This is a genomic window from Acinetobacter sp. YH12126, assembly GCF_013418745.1.
Taxonomy (GTDB): Bacteria; Pseudomonadota; Gammaproteobacteria; order Pseudomonadales; family Moraxellaceae; genus Acinetobacter; species Acinetobacter amyesii.
Window position 1 is genome coordinate 1 of the sequence record NZ_VPBM01000047.1, and the last position, 2,139, is coordinate 2,139.

At 30.2% G+C, this 2,139-nt stretch carries 3 protein-coding genes; 2 read left to right on the plus strand and 1 reads right to left on the minus strand.

The window, feature by feature from the left end:
- The first annotated feature begins 199 nt into the window (after positions 1–199).
- Together FTU62_RS17175 and FTU62_RS17180 are read left to right on the plus strand one after the other, a co-directional pair.
- Entirely contained in the window at positions 200–625 is a 426-nt protein-coding gene (locus tag FTU62_RS17175) for a hypothetical protein (protein ID WP_180036304.1), read from the plus strand.
- Between the two features lie 53 nt (positions 626–678).
- Complete coding sequence (locus FTU62_RS17180) at positions 679–1,323, plus strand: hypothetical protein (RefSeq protein WP_180103260.1); 645 nt, start codon at positions 679–681, stop codon at positions 1,321–1,323.
- 267 nt (positions 1,324–1,590) lie between these two features.
- On the opposite strand, the gene FTU62_RS17185 is transcribed toward FTU62_RS17180, so the two are convergent.
- Positions 1,591–2,139 (minus strand): SUMF1/EgtB/PvdO family nonheme iron enzyme (locus tag FTU62_RS17185; RefSeq protein WP_180103261.1); only part of this gene is annotated, 549 nt, incomplete at its 5' end.

Sequence of the window (2,139 nt, forward strand, 5' to 3'; positions counted from 1 at the left end):
ATAGTAACATAAAAAATTAAGAAATTTAAGGGAGTTGATTGCATGATTAAGTTTGAGGATATATTTTACACTTAATGGGTTGTTAAAAGGAATTGTTTTTTATTTTCTATATCTGGGGCATATTATATTTTGAATTGGTGTTTATTAGGTTTTATTAAAGATGGTGTGTTTGGGAAAAAATTCAAAAGGTTTAAATGTTGTGAATAAAGTAATAATGCTTATTCTTATTGGTCTTCAATTTAGCGCGTGTGTTGAAAATAAGGTTGTGAACGGTGTTGATGTTGATCGAAAAGAGGTACAAAATGAGTTAAAGTTAGTAAGAGAGTATGTTGGTGAACAGAAGAATAAACTACCTGTGAATGTAGATAATTATACTAGATGGGTGGATTTTAAATTTTCTGATAATAAATTAACCTATATTTACATGGTTTCATTTGAAAGTATTAGTGATTATCAGGCGGCTGATATGAGGAAATATTATTATTCTAAGCCAAAGATAGATGAAATTTGTGAATCAATTGCTATCTTATCTAATTTGGATATTGTGTATGAGTATAAATATGTTAATTTAAAAAACAAGGAATTGATTACAATTCCATTTAATAAAAAGATATGTGATATTTAATTATGTTTTTTTTGAAAGGTATAATTTTGGTTTTATTTTGAATTAAGATTGTAATGAAAAAATTTGAATTAATTAATAAATCCCTTTTAGCAACCGTAGCATTCCTTCTGTTGCCATTTTGGTCTTATCTTTATTATGGTTATTTTTGGATTCTTTTTCTAGGCATTTTAACTATTTGTGTTTTTTGGTTTTTTGGTCATTTAAATTACAATAATAAATATTTTATTTTTCTATATTTAATTATTTTTATGATTTCATTGTTAATGCTAGGTGCTGTATATTTAACTTTAAATAATGGTTGGGTAGCCATTTTAAAATATATGTTCTTGTTTTTTATACTGGATACATTATTAAGTTTAAGTAAGATAAAAAAAATGCAGAAAAAATATAAAAATGATAATTTTGTTGTGGATGGTAATTTAGATGGTTATTCTGCTGATTTTGAAGAAAAAAATGGAAAAGTTTGGGGGGGTAGTCTTTTTTCACAAATGGCTATAGTTTCATATATGCTTTTTATTGGACCGTATTTTATAGTCATTAATTCGCCATTTGAATTTTATGCTGGTGAAATGATGTCTGGTATTAAGTCAAATCTTTCGATATATGCCATAATCTTGATGGTATTAATATTCTGGGAATTTACATTGAAAAGATTTTATTTTTTTAGTGGTCTTAATTACAAATTTGATAAAGAATGAAATAAAAAGCCCCTCATGGCTTTTTTAATATAAATCAAGACAACTGCTGAATCGGACTACCACCCAAGCCTGCATTAAAGTCATAAGCATTGTATTGACTCGCCTGAGTTTAGACAAATACAAATAGCTGAAGGCTTAGAAAAACCTGAAAGTTTTTTAGTACAAGCACCAAAACCAATCGAAGAGTTAGATTTGGATATGTATAAGTCACGAAGATGTTAATCAAACTTGGATGGCATAAGCCATCCAACATTCGAAAATCTAAACTTATGGCTTAGGAAAAGGTTTCGGTGAGTTTGAAGCACAGCGCACGGATGTGCTGTTATTAATGTTAATATAATCTATACTGTCATCACCTTTTTCGTATTGAGGATTTGGTTCCTTTCCTCTTCTATAAATAGTGGTTGCTGCACCTCCTAATGCTAAACTTTGTGCTGCTCCTTCTTGATGTGTACTCCTTACGGATTTTAATAATCCAGACTTTGGCCCCTGTGGATTGAGTTCAGGTGAATTTTTGTAATACTGTGGGTCAAACCAATCAGACATCCATTCATGGTTATCAGTTGCCATATCGTAGAACCCTAAGGGTGTTGTTGGGAAATGACCTAGCAAAGGAACAATAGCACTAAAATTTAAACTTTTACTGACTTGATCTCTTTGCTCATCACTCCAAACATTACGACCCACTTCATACTTCCCATTATCTGTGGTGGAAATTATATATTGTCCTTTATTTCGAGCAGCATACTCCCATTGGGCTTCAGTAGGTAAATTCATAGGAATGCCGACTTGCTTACCTAACCATTGACAATAATC